The organism is Bradyrhizobium sp. B097, assembly GCF_038957035.1.
Taxonomy (GTDB): domain Bacteria; phylum Pseudomonadota; class Alphaproteobacteria; order Rhizobiales; family Xanthobacteraceae; genus Bradyrhizobium.
Map to the genome: position 1 here is coordinate 3,526,792 of NZ_CP152412.1, position 25,406 is coordinate 3,552,197.

At 65.0% G+C, this 25,406-nt stretch carries 24 protein-coding genes; 18 read left to right on the forward strand and 6 right to left on the reverse strand.

The features are described 5' to 3' along the window. Positions 1 to 23: 23 nt before the first annotated feature. From AAFG07_RS16375 to AAFG07_RS16420, 10 genes are all read left to right on the forward strand, one after another. On the forward strand, positions 24 to 1,826 hold the full coding sequence (locus AAFG07_RS16375) for an arylsulfatase (protein ID WP_342728166.1): 1,803 nt from the start codon (positions 24 to 26) through the stop codon (positions 1,824 to 1,826). 63 nt (positions 1,827 to 1,889) lie between these two features. Continuing rightward, positions 1,890 to 2,921 (forward strand): HAD family hydrolase, encoded by a 1,032-nt coding sequence (locus tag AAFG07_RS16380; protein ID WP_342729171.1) that lies wholly within the window; start codon positions 1,890 to 1,892, stop codon positions 2,919 to 2,921. 61 nt (positions 2,922 to 2,982) lie between these two features. Beyond that, positions 2,983 to 4,383: a DUF1254 domain-containing protein gene (locus AAFG07_RS16385; RefSeq protein ID WP_342728167.1), complete on the forward strand. Its 1,401-nt coding sequence runs from the start codon at positions 2,983 to 2,985 to the stop codon at positions 4,381 to 4,383. A gap of 55 nt (positions 4,384 to 4,438) precedes the next feature. After that, complete coding sequence (locus AAFG07_RS16390; protein ID WP_342728168.1) at positions 4,439 to 4,678, forward strand: DUF3302 domain-containing protein; 240 nt, start codon at positions 4,439 to 4,441, stop codon at positions 4,676 to 4,678. After that, positions 4,678 to 5,619 carry a biotin/lipoyl-binding protein gene (locus tag AAFG07_RS16395; protein WP_342728169.1) on the forward strand — a complete coding sequence of 314 codons (942 nt, stop codon included), beginning with the start codon at positions 4,678 to 4,680 and terminating at the stop codon, positions 5,617 to 5,619. The genes AAFG07_RS16390 and AAFG07_RS16395 overlap by 1 nt, the downstream gene beginning before the upstream one ends. A 32-nt stretch (positions 5,620 to 5,651) precedes the next feature. Further along, on the forward strand, positions 5,652 to 6,992 hold the full coding sequence (locus tag AAFG07_RS16400) for a DUF1214 domain-containing protein (RefSeq protein ID WP_342728170.1): 1,341 nt from the start codon (positions 5,652 to 5,654) through the stop codon (positions 6,990 to 6,992). A gap of 73 nt (positions 6,993 to 7,065) precedes the next feature. After that, positions 7,066 to 8,094, forward strand: a complete 1,029-nt coding sequence (locus AAFG07_RS16405) for a DUF1254 domain-containing protein (protein ID WP_342728171.1) — start codon at positions 7,066 to 7,068, stop codon at positions 8,092 to 8,094. A gap of 43 nt (positions 8,095 to 8,137) precedes the next feature. Continuing rightward, positions 8,138 to 9,163, forward strand: a complete 1,026-nt coding sequence (locus AAFG07_RS16410) for a transporter (RefSeq protein ID WP_342728172.1) — start codon at positions 8,138 to 8,140, stop codon at positions 9,161 to 9,163. A 113-nt stretch (positions 9,164 to 9,276) separates the two neighbouring features. After that, positions 9,277 to 11,379 carry an adenylate/guanylate cyclase domain-containing protein gene (locus AAFG07_RS16415; RefSeq protein ID WP_342728173.1) on the forward strand — a complete coding sequence of 701 codons (2,103 nt, stop codon included), beginning with the start codon at positions 9,277 to 9,279 and terminating at the stop codon, positions 11,377 to 11,379. Between the two features lies 1 nt (position 11,380). Next, positions 11,381 to 12,406 carry an ABC transporter substrate-binding protein gene (locus AAFG07_RS16420; RefSeq protein WP_342728174.1) on the forward strand — a complete coding sequence of 342 codons (1,026 nt, stop codon included), beginning with the start codon at positions 11,381 to 11,383 and terminating at the stop codon, positions 12,404 to 12,406. A 7-nt stretch (positions 12,407 to 12,413) separates the two neighbouring features. On the opposite strand, the gene AAFG07_RS16425 is transcribed toward AAFG07_RS16420, so the two are convergent. Together AAFG07_RS16425 and murI are read right to left on the reverse strand one after the other, a co-directional pair. Beyond that, a complete protein-coding gene (locus tag AAFG07_RS16425) occupies positions 12,414 to 13,187 on the reverse strand; it encodes an aldolase/citrate lyase family protein (RefSeq protein ID WP_342728175.1) in 774 nt (257 codons plus the stop codon). A gap of 60 nt (positions 13,188 to 13,247) precedes the next feature. Further along, entirely contained in the window at positions 13,248 to 14,045 is a 798-nt protein-coding gene (murI, locus tag AAFG07_RS16430) for a glutamate racemase (protein WP_342728176.1), read from the reverse strand. 172 nt (positions 14,046 to 14,217) lie between these two features. Here murI and AAFG07_RS16435 point away from each other — a divergent pair, with 172 nt between their 5' ends. Further along, entirely contained in the window at positions 14,218 to 14,817 is a 600-nt protein-coding gene (locus AAFG07_RS16435) for a cytochrome b (RefSeq protein ID WP_342728177.1), read from the forward strand. Positions 14,818 to 14,911: 94 nt separating this feature from the next. Continuing rightward, positions 14,912 to 15,940, forward strand: coding sequence for an agmatine deiminase family protein (locus tag AAFG07_RS16440; protein ID WP_342728178.1), 1,029 nt, complete (start codon positions 14,912 to 14,914; stop codon positions 15,938 to 15,940). Between the two features lie 56 nt (positions 15,941 to 15,996). Here the strand turns inward: AAFG07_RS16440 and AAFG07_RS16445 are convergent, their stop codons facing one another. The 4 genes from AAFG07_RS16445 to AAFG07_RS16460 all read right to left on the reverse strand — a co-directional run bounded on the left by AAFG07_RS16445 (position 15,997) and on the right by AAFG07_RS16460 (position 20,921). Continuing rightward, positions 15,997 to 17,169 (reverse strand): M20 aminoacylase family protein, encoded by a 1,173-nt coding sequence (locus tag AAFG07_RS16445; RefSeq protein WP_342728179.1) that lies wholly within the window; start codon positions 17,167 to 17,169, stop codon positions 15,997 to 15,999. Between the two features lie 239 nt (positions 17,170 to 17,408). After that, positions 17,409 to 18,716, reverse strand: a complete 1,308-nt coding sequence (gene purB, locus AAFG07_RS16450) for an adenylosuccinate lyase (RefSeq protein WP_342728180.1) — start codon at positions 18,714 to 18,716, stop codon at positions 17,409 to 17,411. Positions 18,717 to 18,880: 164 nt separating this feature from the next. Beyond that, entirely contained in the window at positions 18,881 to 19,549 is a 669-nt protein-coding gene (locus AAFG07_RS16455; protein ID WP_342728181.1) for a response regulator transcription factor, read from the reverse strand. Between the two features lies 1 nt (position 19,550). Further along, the gene (locus tag AAFG07_RS16460; RefSeq protein ID WP_342728182.1) at positions 19,551 to 20,921 is read right to left on the reverse strand and encodes a histidine kinase; all 1,371 of its coding nucleotides are present in this window, start codon (positions 20,919 to 20,921) and stop codon (positions 19,551 to 19,553) included. Positions 20,922 to 21,142: 221 nt separating this feature from the next. Between AAFG07_RS16460 and AAFG07_RS16465 the strand changes: the two genes are divergently transcribed. The 6 genes from AAFG07_RS16465 to AAFG07_RS16490 all read left to right on the forward strand — a co-directional run bounded on the left by AAFG07_RS16465 (position 21,143) and on the right by AAFG07_RS16490 (position 25,404). Then, on the forward strand, positions 21,143 to 21,919 hold the full coding sequence (locus tag AAFG07_RS16465) for a MotA/TolQ/ExbB proton channel family protein (protein WP_342728183.1): 777 nt from the start codon (positions 21,143 to 21,145) through the stop codon (positions 21,917 to 21,919). Next, positions 21,916 to 22,587, forward strand: coding sequence for a hypothetical protein (locus AAFG07_RS16470; protein ID WP_342728184.1), 672 nt, complete (start codon positions 21,916 to 21,918; stop codon positions 22,585 to 22,587). Before AAFG07_RS16465 ends, AAFG07_RS16470 begins: the two co-directional genes overlap by 4 nt. Then, positions 22,580 to 23,188, forward strand: a complete 609-nt coding sequence (locus tag AAFG07_RS16475; RefSeq protein WP_342728185.1) for a hypothetical protein — start codon at positions 22,580 to 22,582, stop codon at positions 23,186 to 23,188. Before AAFG07_RS16470 ends, AAFG07_RS16475 begins: the two co-directional genes overlap by 8 nt. A gap of 642 nt (positions 23,189 to 23,830) precedes the next feature. After that, complete coding sequence (locus AAFG07_RS16480) at positions 23,831 to 23,965, forward strand: hypothetical protein (protein ID WP_256375171.1); 135 nt, start codon at positions 23,831 to 23,833, stop codon at positions 23,963 to 23,965. Beyond that, the gene (locus tag AAFG07_RS16485; RefSeq protein ID WP_342728186.1) at positions 23,962 to 24,555 is read left to right on the forward strand and encodes a TetR family transcriptional regulator; all 594 of its coding nucleotides are present in this window, start codon (positions 23,962 to 23,964) and stop codon (positions 24,553 to 24,555) included. Before AAFG07_RS16480 ends, AAFG07_RS16485 begins: the two co-directional genes overlap by 4 nt. A gap of 108 nt (positions 24,556 to 24,663) precedes the next feature. Next, complete coding sequence (locus tag AAFG07_RS16490; protein WP_342728187.1) at positions 24,664 to 25,404, forward strand: metallophosphoesterase family protein; 741 nt, start codon at positions 24,664 to 24,666, stop codon at positions 25,402 to 25,404. Positions 25,405 to 25,406 lie beyond the last annotated feature (2 nt).

Below are 25,406 nucleotides of genomic sequence, written 5' to 3' on the forward strand. Positions count from 1 at the left end.
CCTTGCAATGAAGGGAGTGTCTGATGAGCAACGACGCCGAGAGCAACAAGCAGAACGGCACGAGGCAGGCGATTGACCGCCGCAATCTGTTGCTGGGGACATCGACCCTGGTGGCCGCGGCGGCACTGACGTCAGATGCGCTGGCGCAGGCGCAGAAGGCCGCCCCGGCCGCGAGTCCCGCGCCCGCGGCACCATCCGGCCGCAAGCCGAACATCCTGATCATCTGGGGGGACGACATCGGCATCGCGAACATCAGTGCCTATTCGAATGGCCTGATGGGATACGAGACGCCAAACATCGATCGCATCGCGCGCGAAGGCCTCAAGATGCAGCACTACTACGGCGAGCAGTCTTGCACGGCCGGCCGCGCGGCGTTTCTCACCGGCCAGCATGGCATTCGTACCGGCTTGACCAAGGTCGGCTTTCCCGGTGCGCCGATGGGAATGAGCCAGCTCGATCCGTCGGTCGGCGGTCTGCTCAAGAATCTCGGCTATGCCACCGGCCAGTTCGGCAAGAATCACGTCGGCGACCGCAACGAGTCGCTGCCGACCGTGAACGGCTTCGACGAGTTCTTCGGCAACCTCTACCATCTCAATGCCGAGGAAGAGCCGGAGCTGCCTGACTATCCCAAGGATCCAGCCTACCGCGCCAAGTTCGGCCCGCGCGGTGTGCTGCGCTGCAGGGCGACGGATCGCGACGATCCCACGGTCGATCTGCGATTCGGCAAAGTCGGCAAACAGACCATCGAGGACACCGGCGCGCTGACCAAGAAGCGCATGGAGACGGTCGATGACGAGACATCCGCGGCGGCGATCGATTTCATCAAGCGGCAGCAGGCGGCCGGCAAGCCGTTCTTCTGCTGGTTCAACGCCACCCGCATGCATCTGCGCACCCATGTGCGCGCCGAGCATCGGGGCCGCTACACCCACGGCGACAGCGAGTATGTCGACGGCATGATGGAGCACGACGACACCGTCGGGTCGCTGCTCAAGACGCTGGACGATCTTGGAATCGCCAACGACACCCTCGTGGTCTATTCGAGCGACAACGGTCCCCACATGAACACCTGGCCGGACGGGGCCATGACCTGGTTCCGCTCCGAGAAGAACACCAACTGGGAGGGCGCCTTCCGCGTGCCGTGCTTGGTGCGCTGGCCGAGCACGATCAAGCCCGGTACGGTCAGCAACGAGATCATGAGCCACAACGACTGGATTCCGACGCTGTGCGCGATTGCCGGCGAACCCGACATCGTGGGCAAGCTGAAGGCTGGCTACACCGCGAACGGCATCAACTACAAGGTCCACCTCGACGGCTACGACCAGTCCGCATTCCTCCGCAACGTCAGCGGGACCGCCGCCAACAACAACGGCACCAAGAGCGCGCGCGACAAGTTCTTCTACGCGGACGACGACGGCCTGTTGGTGTGTTTCCGGCAGGGCGACTACAAATACGTCTTCTCCGAGCAGCGCAAGGAAGGGACGATGGGGCTGTGGGCCGAGCCCTTCACCACGCTTCGCCTGCAGAAGATCTTCAACCTGATGCAGGACCCCTTCGAGCGCGCCGACATCACCTCCAACACGTTCTGGGACTGGAACATCAATCACGTCGGCTCCGCCTATGGCATGATGGATGAGGTGTTTCAGTTCGTCGCAACATTCAAGGAGTTTCCGCCGCGTTCCTTCCCGCCGAGCTTCAATCCCGCCAACATCCTGGAAGGCATGATGGACGGAATCAAGCAGAAGAAGGCGCTGGCGGAAGGTGTCGATGTCGAGAAGGTCCGCGCCGGATTGAACCGGATCATCCAGCAACAACTTCAGAATCGCTGACGTTGCGTGCCCGGCCCATCTCCCGATGGGCCGGTGACTTTCGCCAGGAGGTCGCTCAAGATCATGTTCGCCTTGCTCGCCCGCTTCGCTCGGCAGGCAGTCTTCGTGACGCTGCTCGCGTTCGGTTGTGGCGTCATTCAGTGCCGCGAGGTGCGTGCCCAAGCCGATCCGCTGCCGTCCTGGAATGACGGCGCGGCGAAGACGGCGATCACCGATTTCGTCGCGCGCGTGACAAGGCAGGGCAGCGCGGACTTCGTAGCGCCGGCCGAGCGCATCGCCACGTTCGACAATGACGGCACGCTCTGGACCGAGCAGCCGTTCTATTTCCAGCTCGCCTTCGCGCTCGACCGCGTCAAGGCGATGGCGCCGCAGCATCCCAAGTGGAGGACGCAGCAGCCGTTCAAGGCGCTGCTGGAGAAGGACGCCAGCGCGCTTGCCGCCACCGGCGAGCAAGGGCTGCTGCAGATCATCGCGGCGACCCATGCCGGCATGACCACGGAGGCGTTCGCGCAATCCGTCCGCGACTGGCTCACGACATCAAGGCATCCGCGCTTCAACCGTCCTTACGACAGCCTGGTCTATCAGCCGATGCTGGAGCTGCTCGCTTACCTGCGCGCCAATGGCTTCAAGACCTTCGTCGTCTCCGGCGGCGGCGTCGAGTTCATGCGGCCGTGGATGGAGAAGGTCTACGGCATTCCGCCGGAGCAGGTGGTCGGCTCGTCGGGCGCGGTGAAATTCCAGATCGGTGCCGACGGCAAGCCTGATCTGATGAAGGAAGCCAAGGTCGAGTTCATCGATGACGGCCCGGGCAAGCCCGTTGGCATCAACCGCTTCATCGGCCGCCGTCCGATCTTTGCCTTCGGCAATTCGGATGGCGACCTGCAGATGCTGCAATGGACCGCGGCGGGCCAACACGCGCGCTTCGCCGGCATCGTGCATCATACAGATAGCGTCCGCGAATATGCCTATGACCGGCAATCGAAGATCGGCAAGCTCGACAAGGCACTCGATGCGGCCGCTGCGGGCGGCTGGACCGTGGTCGATATGAAGCAGGACTGGAAGGAGGTCTTTCCGAATGACAACCGTTCGCAATGACGACGCTGCATCCACAGGCAACAACATCGCGAACGACATCGGAGCGAGAAAGGAAGCTTGAGTGATTAAGGCTGTCTTCAAACTGATCCCGTTTGCGCTCCTGGCGCTGATGGGCTCCGCATCGGCGCAGAACCTTTCCGAACAGGAGGCCTACGCTATCGCCAAGGATGGTTATGTCTACGCCTACCCGTTGATGTTGACGCACGCGACCGTGCAGAGGCTTAGCAATTTCGCGCAACCCGTCGAAGGTGATGCCTATGGGCCGCCCAACCAATTCCACCATGTGCGGGCCTTTGCCAACCCCGAAGCAAAGCTCGTCATCCGTACCAATGTGGACACGCTGTACTCGGCTGCGGTTCTCGACCTGAAGGCCGAGCCGATGGTGCTCTCGGTGCCGTCGGCCGACCGCTACTTCATGCTGCCGATGTTGAGCCTGTGGAGCGATGTATTCGCTGTGCCCGGCACGCGCACCACGGGCAGGAATACGGCGCGCGATTTCCTCGTCGTGAGCCCGCAATGGCGCGGCGATGCGCCGGCCGGCTTGGAGGTGATCAAAAGCCCGACGCGCTATGTATGGATCATCGGCCGTACCCAGACCAATGGGATCGCTGACTACGCGAACGTTCATAAGGTTCAGGACAGCATGAAGCTCATGCCGCTCGCGGCCTGGGGCAAGTCCGACTATGTGCCGGCCAAGGGCACGGTCGATCGCAACATCGACATGAAGGTGGCGCCGCCGGTAGCGGTCGACAGGATGGACGCAGCGACCTATTTCGGCAGCTTCGCCGAATTGCTCAAGGAGAATCCGCCAAACCAGGTCGATTATCCGATCATCCATCGCCTCGAACGCGTGGGCTTCAAGGTCGGCCAAAGCTTCGATCTTGCGAAAGCGCCCGCATACATCCAGCAGGCATTCAACCGCGGCTCTGCCGACGGCAAGGCGCTGGTACTGGCCGAGGGCAAGAAGGCCAGCGGCATCGGTGGCAAGGGCTGGATCTACACCACGCGCAGCGGCGCCTATGGGGTGGACTATCTGTACCGCGCCGCGATCGCGCAGTGCTGCCTCGGCGAGAACCTGCCGCAGGACGCGGTCTATCCCGCGCTGTCAATCGACAGCGATGGCCGCGCGCTCGATGGCGCCAACAAGTATTTGCTGCACTTCGACAAGGGCAAGCTGCCGCCGGTCGACGCGTTCTGGTCGGTGACGGCCTATGACATCGAGGGCTACTTCATCCCGAACCCGATCAAGCGTCAGGCCATCGGCGATCGCGACAAGCTGATTACGAACGCCGACGGCTCCGTCGATCTCTACCTCCAGGCCGAATCGCCAGGAATGGAGAAGGAGTCCAACTGGCTCCCCGTCGGCAAGGCGCCGTTCACGCTGCTGATGCGCCTGTATTCGCCACGCGAGGAGTTCTTGGAGGGCAAGTGGGCGCCTCCGGGCGTGGTGCGAGCAAATTGAGGTTCGGGTGGGCGACAGGACATCCGGCTACCCTGTTATTGTGTGAGGCGATTGCATGAACGGCTACGACATCTTCGCCTGGATCGTGCTGGTCATCCTTGTTGCCAGCGCGATCGGCGTGTTCTGCATCGCGGGCTGGCTGCCCGGGCATATCGCGAAGTCACGCAATCATCCCTACGCGCAGGCCGTGACGGTGGCAGGCTGGATCACGCTGCTCTGCGGCTTCGCACTGTGGCCGGTCGCGCTGATCTGGGCCTATGTCGACGTGCCCCAGCGCAAGACGGGAGATGCGTGATGGGCATCGCCATCATCAACACCTATCTGGTGCTGCTGTTCCTGCTGGTGCATTTCAAGGTCGTGCGCTTCAACCTGTTCTGGAAGCTGTCCCCGTTCATCGTGCTGATCCTGGTGTTGTTCGGGCTGCTGGTCCCGATGAACTGGGGCGCGCCGCAGGGCTCGGCGCTGGTGGTGCGCAATGCGGTCTCGATCGTGCCCGACGTCGCCGGCGAGGTGACCGAGGTGCCGGTCGTCGCCAACGCACCTTTGAGGGCCGGCGACGTCCTCTTCAGGATCGATCCGACGCCCTATGACGCGCAGGTCAAGGCGATCACGGCGCAGCTCAAGCTGTCGAAGACGCGGCTGGCGCAGATGACGACGCTCTATGAGCGCGATGCCGGGCGGGGCTTCGACGTCGAGCAGCGGCAATCGGAGGTCGACCAGCTCAGCGGTCAGCTCGAGGTCGCGCAGTGGAACAGCGACAAGACGGTGGTCCGCGCGCCGGCCGACGGCTACGTCACCAACGTTGCGCTGCGCAAGGGCGCGCGGGTGGCCAACCTGCCGCTCTCGCCGGTGATGGCGTTCATCGATACCTCGAGCACGATCATCGGCGTCGAGATCAACCAGATCGACGCCCGCTACGTCGCGCCGGGGCAGGAGGTCGAGGTCACCTTCAAGTTCGCGCCCGGGCAAATCTATTCCGGCAAGGTCGAAAGCGTGTTGCAGGCGATCGCGACCGGCCAGGCGCAGACCTCCGGCACCGCGGTTACGCCGAAGGCGATCGAGGCGGCGCCTTTCGTGGTCCGGGTCAGGCTCGACGATGCCGCCTTCGCAAATCGGCTGCCTGCGGGCAGCGCCGGGACGGCTGCGATCTATACCGAGCACTTGAAGCCGACGCATGTGGTTCGCCGGGTGCTGCTGCGCCAAGTCGCGATCCTCAATTATGTCAATCCGTTCTGAGGGGAGCGGGCTGACCAATGAAGGAGAAGACGGTGAGACGGATTTCCAAAGCGGTCGCGGCGGCATTCTACGTAGCGACGGTTCTGATTGTGGCGAACTCGCCGGCTGCCGCGCAGCCGCAGGCGGCCACGGCGCCAGACGAGAAGACCATCGCCGACGCCTATATCTATCTGCTCGGGCGCGTGCTCGTGATCCGGCAGGAGCACATGGATCGCAAGGGCGAGGGCTTCGCCTACAACAAGGTCAAGTACAATCCGCTCGGCTCGGCCGATTTCGTCAACCCGAATTTCGATGTCGCCTATCTGGAGGCGTGGTTCGCGGTTGACGACAGGACGCCTGTCATCCTGGAGGTACCCGAGATCAAGGGGCGCTACTACACCGCGCAGATTCTGGACGAATGGGGCGAGGTGATCGCCAATATCAACGAGCGCACCTTCCCGACCAAGCCATACGGCAAGTTCGCGTTGGTGAAGCCGGGCTCCACCGCAAAGATCCCCGCTGACGCCGGCCGCATCGAACTGCATTCGAGCAAGGCAAAAATGCTCGGTCGCATCGAGCTGAAGGGCGATCCGGACGGCGCGGCGAAGCTTCAGCATGCGTTCAAGGTGACGGCGCTGGGCAAGCCGGCGATCGCGTCGCCCCCGGCCATTCCGATGTTTGGCAATGCAGACCTGATCGGCGCCGAGATATTTGACGATGTCGATGCCAGGCTCGGGAGCGCGCTTGATGTCGCGCCGAACGCCGCGGAGATGCAGCAGAAGGTCCGCGCCGTCGCCGCCTATGTCGCATCGGGCAAGGAGGCGCGCGGCTCGGTCGATGCGCAGCTCAAGAAGGTCTCGGCGCAGTTTCGCGAAGACGCCTTGACCAAGACCGCGCCGTACGTGAACCATTGGCTATGCGCGTCATCGGGCGGCAACTATGGCGCAGGCTACCGGCTGCGCTCGTCGGCCAACTATGCGGGAATCTGGGCCAACAACGCCGCCGAGGTCGTCTACTTTCCGGCGACCCGCGATGCCGACGAACAGCCGCTCAACGGCAGCAACAGCTACGTCATGCACTTTCCGGCCAACGGACTGCCGCAATCGGTCGTTGATGCCTACTGGTCAGTGATCCTGGTCGGCGTGCCGGACTATCGCGTCGTGCAGAATCCGCTGAAACGATACAATTTCAACAATCACTCGCCCTTGGTGAAGGAGGCGGATGGTTCGCTGAAGATCGGCATCGGACCGAAACCGGTGGCCGGCGTCCCCGAGTCCAACTGGCTGCCTGCCGCCGCAGGCAGGCCGTTTTCGCTGACGTTCCGGACCTATGTGCCGAAGGAGCCGGCAAGGAAGTGCGAATGGACGCCACCGGCTCTCGCCAAGGTCAATTGAGCTTTCGGGGCCCGGACCGATTCGGAGCCCCAAGGCAGGTTCTCGTTCCATGCGCAGGAAATGGAGATAATTGATGACGATCAGGAAGATTGCTTCCGGCCTGGCGACTTTCGCAGCGATCACGGGCGCACAGGCGCAGTCTCCCGCGGGCGGCGCAGTGCCCGTCACGGTCGACAACTTCGTTCGGGCCGAGTCGGATCTCTACCTCGGCAACATCGCCAAGGAGAGTGGCTTCGGCAAGTTCAACCATCGCCGTGAGCCTGCCGCTATCGACAAACAGGCCGTCATCCGCCTCAACCGCGACACGCTCTATTCCAGTGCGGTGTTCGATCTCGACGCGGGGCCGGTTTCGATCACACTGCCGGATGCGGGCAAGCGGTTCATGTCGATGCAGGTGATCAACGAAGATCATTATGTGCCTGAGGTCGCCTACGGCGCCGGCACGCGGACCCTGACCAGGGAGAAGGTCGGCACGCGTTATGTCGCCGTCGCCATCCGCACGCTGGTCGATCCAGCGGACGCCAAGGATGTCGATCAGGTCCACATGCTGCAGGACGCCATCAAGGTCAGCCAGAAGAATGCCGGCAAGTTCGAGGTGCCGAGCTGGGATCCGGCCAGCCAGAAGAAGGTCCGCGACGCGCTGCTTGTGCTGGGGTCCACGATTCCCGACTTCAAGAAGGCGTTCGGCACCAGGCAGCAGGTCGACCCTGTCAGGCATCTGGTTGGGACCGCTGCCGCCTGGGGCGGCAATCCGGACAAGGACGCGACCTATCTCAACATCACGCCGGCGAAGAACGACGGCACCACGGTCTACATGCTCAAGGTCAAGGACGTGCCGGTCGACGGCTTCTGGTCGGTCAGCGTCTATAACGAGCAGGGCTATTACGAGAAGAACGCCTTCAACGTCTATACGCTGAACAACCTCACCGCCAAGCGCGGTGATGATGGCGCGATCGCGATCCAGTTCGGCGGCTGTGACGGCAAGATTCCGAACTGTCTGCCGATCACGAAGGGCTGGAACTACACGGTGCGGCTGTATCGGCCGCGCGCGGACATCCTGGACGGCAAGTGGAAATTCCCGGAGCCGCAGCCGGCGAGCTGATGCGAATCCGCTACGATGTCTTGAACGAGGTGGGAAGGTCGGAATGATGATGATCCAACATCACAAGCGCGGTTTACTCGGCGTTGTTGGCGCGCTCGCGTTGTCGGCGATGCCACGTACCGCGTTGGCCGACGCCGGTGGATTGAGCTTCTGGCTTCCCGGCTCGTTCGCGAGCCTGACGGCGGCACCGGTGATGCCCGGTTGGGCGTATGAGACGATCTACATTCACCTCGATCAAAGCGCCAACGCGAGCAAGAATTTCGTCATCGGCAACCGCGTGCCGGGGGCGGTCGTCGCCGGTCTCATCGCCCATGCGGACGCCCTCGTCGAGGGGTTCACCTATACCTGGGCGCAGTCCGTGCTCGGCGGGCAGGCGGCCATCACCTTCCTTGCCGCGCCGGGAAATATCGGTGTCGGCGTCGACGCGACGCTGACCGGCCCGCGCGGCAACACGCTCTCGGGCGTCGCAACCGACAACCGCACCACGGTCTCCGACGTCTTCTACCAGGGCACGCTGAAATGGAATCAGGGTGTCAACAACGAGATGTTCTACATCATGGGCAACATCCCGAGCGGGACCTATGACAGCACCCGCCTCGCCAATCTCAGCTTCGGATTCGTCGCGGTCGATGTCGGCGGCGCCTACACTTATCTCGATCCGAAATCCGGCCAGGAGTTCTCGGTGCTGGCCGGCGTCACCTACAACGGAAAGAACAACGACCTGCAGTACCAGAACGGCATCGACTTCCACGTCGACTGGGGGCTGTCGCAGTTCGTCGCCAAGAATGTGCATGTCGGCGTCGCCGGGTACTATTTCCAGCAGATCACCGGCGACAGCGGCGCCGGCGCCAAGCTCGGCGATTTCAAGGGACGCGTCGCCGGGATCGGCCCGCAGGTCGGATTCATCTTTCCGGTCGGTGAGAGCTATCAGGGCTATCTGAACCTCCGGGGCTACAAGGATTTCGCTGCTGAGAACCGCGCGGAGGGGTGGACGGCCTGGGTCACGTTCCAGCTCTCGACCGCCGCGCCGGAGACGGCGCCGGCGAAGCCGATCGTGCGCAAATATTAGAGCTTCGGTTCTGATTGAACCGAAGCTCCACCTTTTGTTTGACGCGTTTTCTTCACGCGAGCCGGAGCCCGCTTCGCTCGAAAGCGCTTTAGAGGAGGTGAACGACAAGCCCGATGAGTGATGCGCGCACGACCAGCCGGCGGCCGGTTCGGATCGGCTTCCGCACCTCGATCATCACGGTGTTCATCGCCGCCGTGCTGGTGGTCGGTCTGACGCTGGTCTATCTCAGCTTCAGGCGGGTCTCGTCGATCACGCAGATGGCCGCGAGCACCTTCATCGACAAGGTCGGGCAACTCGGCGCCGACCGCATCGACGCGCAGTTCAAGAATGGGCGCGACAATCTCGAGATTCTGGCAGGGCTGTCGGTCATCCAGGAGGCCGACATCGCCGACAACACCCGGCTCTACGGCCTGCTGGCCTCGATGCTGCGCAACAATCCGCAGATCTTCAATCTCTATGTCGGCTATGACGACGGTTCGTTCCTGGAGATGGACGTCATCGATCGCGCCAAGCCGCAATTCCGCACGGCGCTGAATGTCGACGCCGACGCCGTCTACCGCCTGGTCGTGATCGCTCGCACCGGGGCGGTGGCGGCTGCGCCAGTGACGCTGTTCCTGTCGGAAAACCTGATCCAGGTCGCGGAGGTGGCGGGGCCGCAAAGCTACGACCCGCGGCAGCGGCCCTGGTATGTCGAGGCCTTCAAGGATCGCAAGACGCTGCTCACCGGGCCCTATGTGTTCTATGCGACCGGCGAGCCCGGCTACACGCTGCGCATCCCGCTCAAGCAGGGTCGCCGCGGGGTGGTGGCCGCCGACCTCCTGCTCAATCGGCTCGAGGAGATGCTGAGCCGGCAAAAGCTCGGCAAGTCCGGGCAGGCGTTTCTGTTCAACGATGCCGACCGCATCGTCGGCCATCCCGAGATGCGCGATCTGATGGCTGAGCGCCGCGACGCGCTGCCCCGGATCGACGCCCTCAAGCTTCCCGGCCTGTCTGCGGCGATCCAGTCCTGGCGCAGCGATGGCAGCGCCCAGCAGTTCTTCACCGACGCAGACGGACGCACGCTGGTCGCGGCCTTTCACCGCATCGAGACGGCCGGGGCCGCCAACATCCACCTCGCGGTGATTGCACCGCTCGACGAATTCTTCGCCAAGATCATCTCGGAGCGACGCGCGCTGTTTGCCATCGCGCTCGGCTTTGTGGTCGCGATGCTGCCATTCGCGTTCTGGCTCGGCTCGCTGCTCGCCCGGTCGCTGCGCGAGCTGGCGCGGCAGACCGACGAGATCCAGCGCTTTCAGCTCGCCGACCGGCCGCGGATGCAATCGGCGATCGACGAGATCGACGAACTCGGCCGTTCGGTGTTCACGATGCGCACCGTGGTGCGCAACTTCTCCAGCTTCATTCCGCAGCCGATCGTCCGTCAGCTGATGGCGTCGGGGGCCTCGTTGCAGCTTGGCGGTGTCAGGCGCGAAGTCACGGTGCTCTTCACCGATGTCGCCGACTTCACCGCGAAGACGGAGAAGGCGGACCCGTCGCAGGTCATGATCTTCACCTCGCGCTATTTCGCCGCGATGTCGGCGGCGATCATGAAACACCATGGCACGATCGACAAATTCATCGGCGATGCCGTGATGGCGCTGTGGAACGCGCCGGACGAGGATCCCGATCACGTCATTCATGCCTGCGAGGCCGTGCTGGACTGCCTGAACCGCAATGCCGAGCTCAACCTAGCGTTCCGGAGCGAGGGCTGGCCGGCCTACACCACGCGGTTCGGCCTGCATCTCGGCGATGCCGTGGTCGGCAATGTCGGCTCCGCCGACCGCATGAACTACACGGCGCTCGGCGCCACCATCAATCTGGCCTCGCGGCTCGAAGGCCTCAACAAGAACTACGGCACGCAGGTCCTGGTCAGCGCGGCCGTGCGGGCGCGCGCCGAGCACGCCTTTGCGTTCCGAAGCGTCGACCAGATCCGGCCGAAGGGCTTTGCCGAGGCGATCACGGTCTACGAGCTCTGCGGCGCGCGCGGCGATTCCGAGCTGGCGTTCTGCGCATTCTGGGAGGCCGTCTACGCTGTGATCCGCGGCGCGGAACCCGCCACGGCGCTGCTGCACATTGCCGACTTCCTGGCCGAATATCCCGGAGACGGCGTCGCGCAATACCATGCCGAACGGCTGCGCCATGCCGTTCAGCAACCGCTGTTCGATCATCCGGTGCACTGAGATGCCGATCGAGGCCTGCCTGCCGCTCCGCAAGATCAGCCGGCGACGTCTCCTCGGCGGAAGCATCGGGGCGGCGCTGAGTGCCGCGGCGATGGGCGCGCCCGCAATCGCGCGAGACCGCGCCCGGCTACGGCTCGGCTACCTCCATGTCGTCGCCGTCGACGGCCAAATTCTGACCGGCCTCGACCGCGGCTCGTTCGACCGCGAAGGGATCGATTTCGATCTGGTCGAGTTCAACACCGGCCTCGAGGTGGTGCAGGCGATGGCCGCCGGCAAGCTCGACGTGCTCTCCGCCGGCGCCGTGATCTCGAGCCTGCTGCCGCGCGGCGGTTACACCGCGTTCCTCGTCAACGACATCGAGATCGCGACCGCACAGCTCTGGGTGCGGCCCGACAAGGGCGTGCGGACCTTCGCTGACCTTCGCGGCAAGCGCATCGCGACCGCCAGGATGACCACGGCCCACATCTTCCTCGATCGCGCGCTGCGCGCCAACGGTCTCTCGGCAACCGATGTCGAGATCGTCAACAGCAATATGTCGACGGCGGTGGACGCGTTCATCGCAGGCGAGGTGGCCGCCGTGGCGCTGTGGGTCCCATTCAATATCGCGGTGCGCGAAAAGGTCCCCGGCGCCGTCAAGCTGGTCGACGCATCCGCCTACTATCCGCAATCCGCGGTGGTCGGCGGCTGGGTCGCCCGGCAGGACTATTTCGCCGCCAACCGCGACGTCTTTGCCCGGATCATCCGCGGCTGGGCCGACGCCAACGACCACATGCTGCACAACGGCAAGGCCGCGGCCGGTGCGTTGCAGAAGAACTATTATCCGCAGGCGTCGCTCGCCGATATCGAGGAAGCGCTGGCCGCGCAGAAGATGTTTTCCTCGCGCGAGTGGAAGCGGCTCTATGCCGACGGCACCGTTGCGAGATGGCTGCAGCAGGTCAGCGATTTCTTTGTCACGGAATCCGCGCTCGCGGCCGCGACGCCGGCCACGCAATATTTCGATCCGAGTCTTTACCTGGCGACGATCTAGCGCCTTCCTATCGCTTGATCCCGGCGAACGCGGCGGCGATGCCGCGCTGGAACAGCGACCAGTCGAAGCCGAGTGCGAGCGCGAGGTAGCCGCGGTCGATCATCGCATTGGCCTGCTCGGCGGTGCGCGCGACGCCGCCGATCGGCACGCCGCTCTTCATGATGCCTTCTTCGGCGCGCTGCATCAGCGCAACCACTTCGGGATCGTCGGGGCCGCGCTTGTTGATCGAGGTGGCGAGATCGCCGGGCCCGATCACCGCGAGGTCGATGCCTGGTGTCGCCATGATCTCGTCGATCCTGTTCACGGCATCGACATGCTCGATCGTGATCATGCAGATCATGTCGTCGTCGGCGGTCGCCATATAGTCGTTCATCGAGACGCCCCAGCGGAACGGCGCATGGAACGGGCCCCAGAGCCGGTCGCCCTTCGGCGGATAGCGCACGCTGCGCGCGGCCTTCTCGGCGTCGCCGCGATTGCAGATCATCGGAAAGTTGATGCCGAGCGCGCCGATGTCCATCGGCGCCTTGGCGAGGTGCGGCTCATTGGCGGCGATCCGCACCATCGGCACGCATGGCGTGCCAGACGTGGCCACGATCATCGCATGCGCGGTACTGAGATCGATCGGGCCGTGCTCGAGATCGACGATGATCCAGTCCAGCGACTGCGCCATGATCTGCACGGTCTGGATGCTCGGAATGGTCGCGATCGCGCCGAAGGTCGGGTGCTTGTCGCGCCACGCCTGGCGCAGGCGGTTGAGCGGCGTCAGCGGTGCTGAGGTCAATGCAGTGCTCCCTCGATGAGGCGAGGGGAAGCTAGCAGCACATGGTGACGGCGAAAAGGATCAGGCCGGGACGCGGCCGCCGAAGAAGGGCGTCAGCGCTTCTGTCAGTCTGTGCGGGCGCTTCGAGGTGAAGATCATCTCGGCGCCGGCCTCATCGCTCTCCATGCCGGCAGGACCGAGCAAATCGGCGACGCGGCGGGCGATCGCGGGCGCCGGATCGATCCAGTCGACCGGCCAGGGCGCGAGCCGCGTCAGGTGCTCCAGCAGCAGCGGATAATGCGTGCAGGCGAGCACGACGGTATCGGTGCGGGCGGGGTCATTGGCGCCATCGCCGACGAAGCAGGGCGCGAGCTCGGCCGCGATGTCCCCGTCGCGCACGCTCTCGCCGCTGAGGGCGGCTTCCGCCAGCGAAGCCAGCTCGCCGGAGCCGACCAGGGTGACTTCGCAGCCCTGCGCGAAATCCGAGATCAGCTTGCGGGTATATTCGCGCTTCACGGTGCCTCTGGTGCCGAGCACCGAGACGCGCCTGGTCTTCGACGAGGCGCAGGCCGGCTTGATCGCCGGCACCGTGCCGACGAAGGGCAGGCGATAGGCGTCGCGCAGATGCGACATCACCAGTGTGGATGCCGTGTTGCAGGCGATCACGACGAGGTCGGGCGCATGGGCCTCGATCAGCTCGCCGACCAGCGGCACCACCCGGGCGATGATCTCGTCCTCGGTGTGGTGGCCATAGGGGAAGAAGGCGTCGTCGGCGACATAGACATAGTGCGCGTCGGGCCGGGCGCGGACGATCTCGCGCTGCACGGTGAGGCCGCCGAGGCCGGAATCGAAGACGAGGATGGTCGGGGGAGTGGACACGGTGAAAAGTCTATCCGAAGCAGGGTTACCATTCAGTTGTTTTGGCTACCCGGCCTCTGCGGCCGACAAAAGGCGGTGAAGCCGGGAATTTCATATGGCCTTGACCTATCCCTGCAAGTATCACGGCAAACTATTGCTGCGACGTGCGAAATCCAAACGGGGCCATTCGACCATGATCCGCAATACCGCCGCGAGCTGGGGCTCGCTCGCCCGTGCGTTCCACTGGGTGCTGGGCATCACTATCATCGGCATGCTGGCCTATGGCTGGTGGATGAACCACTTCCCGGCACGGGCGGACAAGTTCTTCTACCGGTCGATCCATGCCGATATCGGCTATCTGGTGCTGCTGCTGACCGTGCTCCGGCTGCTCTGGCGCGGCATCAACCCGACGCCGGTGCTGCCGGCCGATATGCCCGCCTGGCAGCGGATCGCCGCCCGCGTCAACCATGGCGCGCTCTATGCCGTGACCATCCTGGTGGCGATGCTGGGCTGGGCGCATTCCGGATCCCGCGACCAGGACTATTCGAGCTTCTTCGGCCTGTTCCACGTTCCCCAGATCACCTCGCCCGACAAGGCGGCGGCGGATGCCTTTGAGCATCGCCACATCTTCTTCGCCTACGTCTTGCTCGCACTGATCGTGCTGCACCTTGCCGCGGTCGCGTTCCATCATTTCGTCAGGCGCGACCGGGTCGCCGCGCGGATGATGGGGGCGGGCGAGGTCGACCCCGCCCATGAGGCGGCACGCGCGGCGACGCCGAGGACGAGCGGGTGACCGCCGAGCCTCGAACGGCCAGGTGATGGCATCGCACGGGCACCGGCGCTAGTCTGGCGGTGAACCCGGGAGGGCCGTCGCGGCCGGAACGCTCGTGGATGATTTGGCGCGGGACAATGCGAACTGGCGGATGCCGGACGAGGGCGCGCCGCATGCCGCGACCTGGATGGCCTTCGGCGCCAGCGCCGCGATCTGGGGCGGCAAGCTGCTTCCGGTCGCGCGGGAAAATCTTGCAGACATTGCCAAGGCGATCGCAGCCTATGAGCGCGTCAACATGCTGGTGCGCGAGGAGGACCGCGAGATTGCCGCGCGGCTCTGCGGCCCCGCGGTCAGCCTCGTCGTTCAACCGGTCGATGACGTGTGGATGCGCGACACCGGACCGGTGTTTGTGAGGGACCCGTCGGGACAGCTTGGCGCGGTCGGTTTCAACTTCAACGGCTGGGGCAACAAGCAACGCCATGCGCTCGATGCCGAGGTCGCCGCGCACGTCGCCCGGGCCGCGAAGGCGATGTTCTTGAAGGCGGGCCTGGTGCTGGAAGGCGGCGGGATCGAGGTCGACGGTGAGGGGACCGCCATCATCACCGAGAGCTGCGTCCTCAACCCGAATCGCAATCCCGGCGTCTCCCGGGACAAATGCGAAGCCGAGTTATCTCGCCTGCTCGGGCTGGAGAAGATCATCTGGCTGCCCGGGATCGCCGGCAAGGACATCACCGACGGCCATACCGATTTCTACGCACGATTTGCCGGTCCCGGCGTTGTCGTGGCGGGCCTGGAGGTGGACCCGTCGTCGTTCGATCACGCGGTGACCAAACGACACCTCGATATCCTGCGCGGCGCTGTCGATGCGAAGGGCCGGCGTCTGGATGTCGTGGTGTTGCAGGGCCCGTCGACGGTGCGTCCAAAGCACGGCAGCAAGGACTTCGCCGCCGGCTACATCAATTTCTACGTCTGCAACGGCGCCGTCATCGCGCCCGAGTTCGGCGACGCGACCGCGGACCGCAACGCGCGCGACAAGCTTCGCGATCTGTACCCGGACCGGGAGATCATCCAGCTCAACATCGATGGCATCGCCGCCGGTGGCGGCGGCATTCACTGCACCACGCAGCAGCAGCCGCGCCTGTGAAAAGCTGGCGGCCCGGCCACGCAGCGGGCGACCGGGCCGTGGCCGCACGAGCGGCGTTAGCCCGCCGGCATCTGCTTCTCGACCAGCCGCACCCAGTAGGAGGCGCCGTGGCCGAGGATGTTGTCGTTGAACTTGTAGGCCGGGTGATGGCACATCGGGCCGTCGCCCATGCCGAGGAACACGAACGCGCCGGGGCGCGCCTCCAGCATGAACGCGAAATCCTCGGCGCCCATCACCGGCACCAGATTGTCGTTGACGCGGTCTGCGCCGGCCACATCGCGGGCGACCTCGGCGGCGATGCCGGCTTCGCGCGCATGGTTCAGCGTCACCGGATACATCCGCCCATAGTCCGTCTCCGCCGATCCGCCATAGGCTTTGGCGATGTTGGAGGCGACCTCGCCGATCCGGCGCTCGACCAGATCGCGCACGCCGGGATCCAGCGTGCGCACGGTGCCGCCGAGCGTGACGGTCTCCGGGATCACGTTGAACGCGGCGCCGGCCTCGAACATGGTGATCGAGATCACCGCCGATTTCAGCGGATCGATATTGCGCGACACGATCGATTGCAGCGCATTGATGATCTGGGCGCCGATCAGCACGCTGTCGACCGCCTCATGCGGGGCGGCACCGGCGTGGCCGCCCTTGCCGTGGACGACGATCTTCAAGGTGTCCGACGAGGCCAGCATCGGGCCCGGCGTAGTCGCGAAATAGCCCTCGGGCAGGCCGGGCATGTTGTGCAGGCCATAGACCTCCTGGATGCCCCAGCGGGTCATCAGCCCGTCGTCGACCATCGCCTTGCCGCCGGCGCCGCCTTCCTCGGCGGGCTGGAAGATCACGACCGCGGTGCCGTCGAAATTGCGGGTCTCGGTGAGGTATTTCGCGGCGCCGAGTAGCATCGCGGTGTGGCCGTCATGGCCGCAGGCGTGCATCTTGCCGGGGACCTTCGAGGCGTAGGCGACGCCCGAGGCTTCCGCGATCGGCAGCGCGTCCATGTCGGCGCGGAGTCCGATGGTCTTGCCCGAGGCGGACTTGCGGCCGCGGATCACGCCGACCACGCCGGTGCGTCCGATTCCCGTCACCACCTCGTCGCAGCCGAACTCGCGCAGCTTGTCGGCAACGATGCCGGCGGTGCGGTGGACCTCGTAGAGCAGTTCGGGGTTCTCGTGGAAGTCATGGCGCCAGGCGGCCATTTCATCCGAGAGGGCGGCAACGCGATTGACGATGGGCATGAGGAGTGTCCGTTTCTTGTGAGCTTTGTAGTGAACCGTGGTGGGCGGGTCAGCGTAGCGTAACCCGCCGGCTTGTCACGCGAAAGCGACCGTCATTCCGGGGCGATTCGAGCCCCAATTCGCAATTGCGAACTGTGGAATCCAGCCCGTAGCCCGGATGGAGCGCAGCGCAATCCGGGGTCTGCATCCGCGGCAAGATCCCCGGATTTCGCTTGCGCTCCATCCGGGCTACGGAGTGTTCACGCTTCGCCGAACACCCGCTGGAAGATCGTGTCGACGTGCTTGAGGTGATAGCCGAGGTCGAACTTCTCCTCGATCTCGGCATCCGTCAGGTATTTCTTCACGTCCGCGTCCTGCTTCAGCAGCGTCTGGAAGTCGCCTTCGCCGCGCCAGACCGGCATCGCGTTGCGCTGCACGAATTTGTAGGCGTCCTCGCGGCTGGCACCCTTCTGGGTCAGCGCGATCAGCACGCGCTGCGAATGCACCAGGCCGCCGAGCCGATCGAGGTTCTTCTGCATGTTCTGCGGATAGACCAGCAGCTTCTCGATCAGGCCGGCGAGGCGGACCAGCGCGAAATCGAGCGTGACAGTGGCGTCGGGGCCCATCATGCGCTCGGCCGAGGAGTGCGAGATGTCGCGCTCGTGCCACAGCACAACGTTTTCCAGCGCCGGCGTCACATAGGCGCGCACCATGCGCGCCAGGCCGGAGAGGTTCTCCGACAGCACCGGGTTGCGCTTGTGCGGCATTGCCGACGAGCCCTTCTGGCCCTCGGAGAAGAATTCCTCGGCTTCCAGCACCTCGGTGCGCTGCAAATGGCGCACTTCCACGGCGAGCCGCTCGACCGAGGCGGCGATTACGCCGAGGGTGGCAAAATACATTGCGTGGCGGTCGCGCGGGATCACTTGCGTCGAGACCGGCTCCGGCCGCAGGCCCATCGCTTTCGCGACATGCTCTTCGACCCGCGGGTCGATCTGGGCGAAGGTGCCGACCGCGCCGGAGATCGCGCAGGTCGCGATTTCGTCGCGCGCGGCAACCAGGCGGGCGCGGGCACGCGCGAACTCCGCATGAGCATAGGCGAGCTTGAGGCCGAAGGTGACCGGCTCGGCATGGATGCCGTGGGAGCGGCCGATGGTCGGCGTCATCTTGTGCTCGAAGGCGCGGGTTTTCAGCGCCGCCAGCACCCGGTCGAGATCGGCGATCAAGAGGTCGGCGGCGCGCTTGAGCTGGACGTTGAGGCAGGTGTCGAGCACGTCGGAGGAGGTCATGCCCTGGTGCACGAAGCGCGCCTCGGGGCCGACGATCTCGGCGAGATGGGTCAGGAAGGCGATGACGTCGTGCTTGGTCTCACGCTCGATCTCGTCGATCCGCGCGACGTCGAAAGTGGCGTCCTTGCCCTTGGCCCAGATCGTCTTGGCGGCTTCCTTGGGGATCACGCCGAGCTCGGCCAGCGCGTCGGCGGCATGCGCCTCGATCTCGAACCAGATCCTGAAACGCGTCTGCGGCTCCCAGATGGAAGCCATTTCCGGGCGGGTATAGCGGGGGATCATCGAGAGCTCCGAATCGAGCGGGGTGGGGCCACGCACTGGGAATATAGTGCGGAAAACGGGCCAAAATAGCCGGCGTGGTGGCCGTAGCCCGGATGAGCGAAGCGATATCCGGGGCCTCGCGGCCGCTCCCGGGTGTCGCTGCGCTCACCCGGGCTACAAGGCGGCTACAAATTCGCCAACCCGCATTCGACGGCCAGGCGGACCAGCTGGGCGTCGGTCCGCATGCCGGTCTTGGCCTTGATCAGATAGTGGTAGTTCTGCACGGTCTTGGTGCTGAGGTTGAGATTGGCCGCGATCTGTTCCTTGGTGTTGCCTGCCGCGAACTGCCGGAGAATCTCGATCTCCCGCTCGCCGAGCTGGTCGAGCGCCGATTTGGCCGGCACCAGGCTCTCCAGCGCGAGCACCCGCGCGACGTCGTCGCTCATCGCATGCTCGCCGCGCGCCACTGAGCGGATCGCCGCGATCAGCTCGGCCGGCTCGCTGCCCTTGGTGACGAAGCCGCTGGCACCGGCGCCGAACGCCGCCTTCACCTGCGCGGCCTCGCTGTGCATGCTGAAGACCAGGATGCGGGCATCGGCATCGCGCGCGCGGATGTTGCGGATCGCTTCCAGTCCGCTGGCGCCGGGCATCGAGATGTCCATCACCACCACATCGGGCTGGTGCGACTTGAACGCGCGGTAGGCATTGGCGGCGTTGTCGGCCTCGGCGACGACGCGAAAATCGTCTTGATGCTCGAGCACGCGCCGGTAGCCCTGACGGACGACGGGATGATCGTCGACCAGCAGGATCGAGATGCCCCGAGTCCTTACAGTTGTCGTCGACACGGTCGTCATCTCAGGCAGCGAGCGGGATCGTGGCGGCGACGGAGAGGCCGCGGCTGGCACGCGCGATCGACAGCGAGCCGCCGAGAGCTGCCACGCGCTCGCTAACGCCGGTGAGGCCGAAGCCCGCTGACTGCGCCACCTTGGCGGCATCGCCGCCGCCGTCGTCCTCGACCCGCACCAAGAGCGCGTTCTCCGCTCCGGTCCGCCGCTCGATCCGCAGCACGATCTCGCGCGCGGCGCTGTGGCGCAGCGCATTGGTCAGGCACTCCTGCGCGATGCGATAGGCAGTCGCGGCGACCGTGCCGCTGATGTCGGCGAGGTCGCCCTGTAGATCGAGCTGGATCATCGGCTGCGTCGTGCGCGATCGCCAGCTGTCGACGAGATCGACCAGGCTTGCCTCCAGCCCGAGCTCCTCGGCCGGCGGATGGCGCAGGCGGTTCAGCGTATCGCGCAGGCAGGCGATGATGCGGCGCGTGGCCTGCGAGATCATCCGTGCATCCTGCGCAATTTCGGTGCCGGCGGCGTATTTGTCCCCGGCGCTTGCCTCGATCGTGGTGGCGAAGGCGAGGATCGCGGTGAGATTCTGGCCGAACTCGTCGTGCAGCTCGCGGGCCAGCGCGCGGCGTTCGTCGCTGCGGATTTCGAGCAGCCGCCGCGTCAGCATCGTGCGCTCTTCCTCCGCCTGCGCGAGGCGGTCGCCGAGATCGCCGACGGCGCGTCCGATCATCGCGAGATCCATCGAGCGGACGCGCGGCAGCGGCGTGCGGTACTCGCCCTCGGCCATGCGCCGCAGCGCTGACACGATCGAGTGGGCGGGCGCCAGCGTATGCGCGATCGCGAGCGAGGCGAGCAGCGCGATGGCGAGCGCCATCAGCAGCGCGACATGGATGTTGTCCAGGATGTGCTGCCAGGCGAGCGCGATCGCGGCCTCCGGATCGGAGATGGCGCGGACGGTTCCAGCGGTCGCAGTGCGGGCGCTGATCGGCCGCTCGACGGTGGCGTGATCGCCGAGCACGGTCTGCACCGTGGCCGCGAACCAGTGCGGCGGCGCCTTGCCGATCCCCTTGCTCTGGCCGCAGAGCGGCTTCTCGAAGGCGCCGGCCGGTTCGAACTGCACGCAGATCCCCGGAGCAATCAGGCCCATGGTTTCGATGGTGCGCCAGTCCGGCGCCGGCAGCAGTTGCTCGCGCATCCGGTTGCTGCGCAGCAGCAATTCGCGCCAGTACAGTGCTTCAAGCGCCTGCGAGACCCGCTCGGCGGACGCCGACGTGGCGCGATCGACGCTGCGATAGGCATCGATCGTGGCCCAGACGGTGGCCGCGCCGAGGCACAGCGCGACGATGACGAGCAGGCGGGCGACCAGTTGAAGCACGAGGCGCATGCGATCACTCCACGGCCGGAGCATGATCCAGAAAGAGGGGCGGAGCCTAACAGCAACCCCGTTCCCGGCAAGTGCAAGCATGCGCAGCGATGCAGGTCGGGAAATTTGCCCGACGAAACCTGGGCAGATGTCTTTGGACGGCGCCCACAGGCTCTGCTCTAACGGGAGGCGAGGCCGTCGCGGAGCCTCATGGAACAATCGCCGCTGGGAGATCACGCAGCATGAATGCCAAGGTCGGCGCCGCCGCATCGGCCGGCACGGATGCGGCGGAGCGCAGTGTCCTGCTGCTCTGGATGATCTTCACCGGCCTTTCGGTGTTCGCTGCCTTCCTGCTGTGGCGCTATGGGCTGATCCGCCTCTTGGTCAGTTCCGACCGCACCTACATCTCCAGCATCATCGCCGTGCTCTACATCGTCACCTGCATCCATTGCTTCTGGCGGACGCGGGCGATTGCGCGGGAAGGGGAGGTCGCGCGCGGCTGCCGCGCCATCCTCGCCGCGCCCGATGGCGCCAAGGTGCTGGCGTCGGATGCGCGCGGCCTGCCCGGTGGCCTCGTCACCGATCACATCAAGAGCCTGGTGCAGAAGGCCGATGCGCAAGCCAAAGGCCGCATCGACCAGACCCTACTGCTGCGGACGCTGGCGGACCGCCTGCGCGGCTCGAACGGATTTGGCGCCTTCGTCTCCGACACGCTGATGAAGCTCGGCCTGCTCGGCACCATCATCGGCTTCATCATCATGCTGGCGCCGATCGCCTCCCTCGATGCCGCCGACAAGGTTGCGATGAAATCGTCGATGGGCCTGATGAGCGACGGCATGGCGGTCGCGATGTACACGACGCTGGCCGGGCTGATCGGCTCGATCCTGGTCCGGATCCAGTACTACATGCTGGATTCCGCGACCCAGCGGGTGTTCTCCGATGCCGTTGTGCTGACCGAGACGCACGTTACCCCGGCGCTGGAACGCCGCCTTGGTACGCCCCTTGGAACGCCGCCATGATGGACGAGTTCGGGCTCTATCCGCGCGAGGAAACATTCGATCCGCTCGGCGTGATGCTGTTCAAGGCGCTGCAGGTGATCGCCTTCCTGTTCTTCCTCGCGCTGCTTTCGGTGTCGCCGGACTCCAAGGAGGGCAAGATCGACTCCAAGGCGGAGTTCATCATCACGATGGACTGGCCGGACAACCATCCTGACGATCTCGACCTGTTCGTGCAGGACCCGGCCGGCAACATCGCCTGGTACCGGCATCGCGAGGCCGGCTTTCTGACCCTCGATCGCGACGATCGCGGCGGCGCCAACGACTTCATCGTGGTCAACGGCAAGAAGATCGCCTCGCCGATCCGCGAGGAGATCGTCACCTTGCGCGGCATCGTCGCCGGCGAATACACCGTCAACGTCTCGCATTTCCAGGCGACGACCGGCGAGCCGGTGCAGGCCAATGTGAAGGTGCAGAAGCTCAATCCGACGGCGCAGGTCATCTTCGACGACAAGCTGACCGTCACTCACACCGGCGACGAGAAGACCGCGGTCAGGTTTCGTATCGACGCCGAGGGCAAGGTAATCAACGTGGACCAGCGGCCGAAATCGCTGCTGGAGACGTTTCGTAACGTCCACGCCAACGGCGCCGATCTCGACCCGAAGACCGGGGTGAGGATGCGCCGTGATTAGCCTGCAGTCGGTCATCCTCACGCTTGCGGTCGCCTACGCGGCGGTCGGCGCGCTGCTGCTGATCGTGCTGGTCTATGCGCGGCTGCACTGGTCGCTGAAGGCTGTCGTCATCGTCGTGACCAGCGCCTTCTACTTCGTCAGCTTCGGCGGCATGCGCGGCCTGCTCGGCTGGGCCTCCGCGGAAAAGCTGCCGGCGAATTTCAAGCTGCTGTCGACGCGGATCGTGGAGCCGCATTCGCTGGAGGGCGATCCGGGCTCGATCTATCTCTGGGTTGAAGAACTCGACGAAGACAATCGGCCGAGCGCCGTACCACGCGCCTTCCGGATTCCCTATAGCGACGGGTTGGCCGAGCAGACCCACACCGCCGACAACGAGATCAAGGCCGGGCATCCGCAGGGCGGGCGGGCAGCGGATTTCGGCGGCGGCGACGGGACCATCATGGACTTTGTCAGGGAGTACATCACGCCGAAGACGATTCTGGAGACCACCGGCGGCGACTCCACGACCGGGACCTTCGTGCCGCCGCCGGCGGGCGCGCAAGGATCGGTCTTCACGCCGCTGCCACCGCCGCGAATGCCACCCAAGGACGAGCAGCGATAGATGGATGCGCACCGCCACGCGGATGGCATAAAAATAGGGATCGCCAATAATCGGTCAGCCGGGTGGACAGTAGTCATCCGGAATTCCTCAATTCCGTGAACCGTGTAGTCTTAGAGCTAACCGGGGCTAGATTTCATCCCCAAGCCATTTTCCCGGCAAAGGGGCCGCTGCGTGAAGCGGCCCCTTTCGATTCCGGAGCCAATTCCAACACTGAGGTTCCGGTGCTGTGAGGCGGCCTCAGAGTACTGACAGGAATGCGATCGCGAGAACCATCAGCCACCCGACGATGACGAGCGAGACCACCGCGCCCGCGGTGATCTTGGCGATCTCCTTGAAGGTCATTGGATGATCCATACGGGCCTCTCCCGGGGGTGCCGTAGCGAGACATAGGCACCGGGCCGGCAGATCGCGCCGCCGCTCACGGAACGGTGTAGCGCGCCATATGGCCGGGCCGCAGGGGCCCGGTGGGCCCGTCCGGACCGCATAGCTGTCATCTCGCAAAGTTTGTCTGACAGATATTGAAATCTGTCAGCGGGATGGTGTATATACTCAGCAGCCCAAGGGAGGAGGGCGCCCAGTGGCTGTTCCGGCGTTTGGCCGGGGGAGCCGTACTTAATTTGACTACCTCGAAGGACTACCTCCATGACGATAGAAATCTTTCAATTGACCGCCCAGATTCAACAGTGGCTCAACCTTCGCGTCGCCCGCCATCTGGCAGCTCAGGCTGCCAAGTTCAGCCGCGGGCAGGACAGCGATAACCAGACGGTAAACGCATGAACGAGGCGGTGGTTTTGACACCCGAGCGGATCCTCGAAGCAACCGAGGATGTTTTGAGGCGCTTCGGGCTCGCCAAGGCCACCGTTGTCGACGTTGCCCGTGCGCTGGATGTCAGCCACGGCAGCGTATACCGCCATTTCCCCAGCAAAGCCTCGCTCCGTGACGCGGTCGCCGAACGCTGGCTCGACCGCGCCAACGAGCCGCTGTGCAAGCTCGCAGCAAGCGATGGCCCTGCGCCGGAGCGGCTGGAGAAATGGCTGCGGACCATGTTCGCGATCAAGCAGAAGAAGGTCTGCGACGATCCCGAGATGTTTGCGACCTATCTCGCGCTGGCCCAGGAGGCGCGCGAGGTGGTGGAAGCCTATAAGGACAAGCAGGTCGATCTGGTCGCGAAGATTTTGTCCGACGGTGTCGCGCAGGGCGTGTTCGAGATCGACAATGTGAAGGCGACCGCGCGGGCCGTGTTCGACGCAACCGTCCGCTACCATCACCCGGCGCATGCCGAGGAATGGGCCAAGCCCGAATGCCCGTCGCGGATCGACGCCCTGATCGCCCTGCTGCTGCGGGGCGTGCAGGTGTGCAAGCCCTAACCGACCTTATCTTCCAACAGCCTCGGACTACCTGATGCCTTTGGCCCGATTGCGAGCCCGGGGCCGCGTGTGCTTGATATCGGGCAGGGATCAGCAGCGCGGACCTCGATGCGGCTTGCACTCTTTGCCGATATTCATGCCAACCGGCAGGCCTTCGCGGCCTGCCTCGATGCTGCGCGTGCGCGCGGCGCCGAGCGGCTGATCTGCCTCGGCGACATCGTTGGCTACGGCGCCGATCCCGAATGGGCCGTCGATACGGTGACGGACCTCGTGGCGAAGGGCGCAATCGCGGTGCGCGGCAACCATGACAATGCAATCGGCGCGCCGAGCGACAGCATGAATGCCGACGCGCAGGCCGCCATCGACTGGACCCGCAACCGGCTCAGCGCCGGGCAGAAGAAGTTCCTCGACGAGCTTCCGATGTCGCGGGAAGAGGACAACCGGCTCTACGTGCATTCCGAGGCCTCCGATCCGGCGAAGTGGCGCTATGTCCGCGACACCGCCGACGCCGCGCGCAGCATGATGGCAACCGAATTGCAGATCACCTTCTGCGGCCACATCCATCGTCCGGGCCTCTACTCGATGTCCTCGACCGCGAAGATGACGAGCTTCGTTCCGACCGCGGGCATCGCGGTGCAATTGTTGACGGGGCGGCGCTGGCTCGCCGTGCTCGGCTCGGTCGGCCAGCCGCGCGACGGCGATCCGGCGGCTTCGTTTGCGATGTTCGACACCATCAGCCGCGAGATCACCTATCACCGCGTGCCCTATGACGTCGCGACCGCCGCCGCGCGGATCAAGGCCAGCGGCCTGCCGCTCTGGCTCGCCGATCGTCTTTCGATCGGCAGGTAATG